The following is a 386-nucleotide window of genomic DNA, read 5'->3' as shown; positions in this document are numbered from 1 at the left end:
ATTGATTAGGTTTAGAAAGTTTAAGAGTAGAAATACTTTTCCAGATGGGGCTATAGCTCAGCTGGGAGAGCGCCTCGCTGGCAGCGAGGAGGTCTGCGGTTCGATCCCGCATAGCTCCACCATCTTTAAGTGTTTTTCTTTGAAAATATTTAAAAATGGTTCATTAGTTTGAATCAAGCTCTTTAACAATTTGGAAAGCTGACTGATTAGCTTAATTATTTTTACTTTTTAAAAAGTAAAACAAAACGGCCAAGGCTGTGATTAAGTTAATCAAATTTAAAAGTTCTCAATGTTTATCTTTCATTAGGTAAACACAACAAACACATTCAAGTGTCTTGTATTCGAATCAAACTGAGTTTGATTCATAATTGAGTCCGGCAAACAGT

The 386-nt window shown here is 35.2% G+C and carries 1 tRNA gene; it reads left to right on the top strand.

Annotation, left to right across the window (positions count from 1 at the left end):
• The first annotated feature begins 46 nt into the window (after positions 1 to 46).
• Positions 47 to 122: transfer RNA gene (locus AB4513_RS24655), tRNA-Ala, on the top strand.
• Positions 123 to 386 lie beyond the last annotated feature (264 nt).

Origin of the sequence: Vibrio sp. 10N.222.54.E6 (genome assembly GCF_041473955.1) — a bacterium.
Classification (GTDB): domain Bacteria; phylum Pseudomonadota; class Gammaproteobacteria; order Enterobacterales; family Vibrionaceae; genus Vibrio; species Vibrio tasmaniensis_A.
This window is presented reverse-complemented; position numbering and strand designations above follow the sequence as displayed.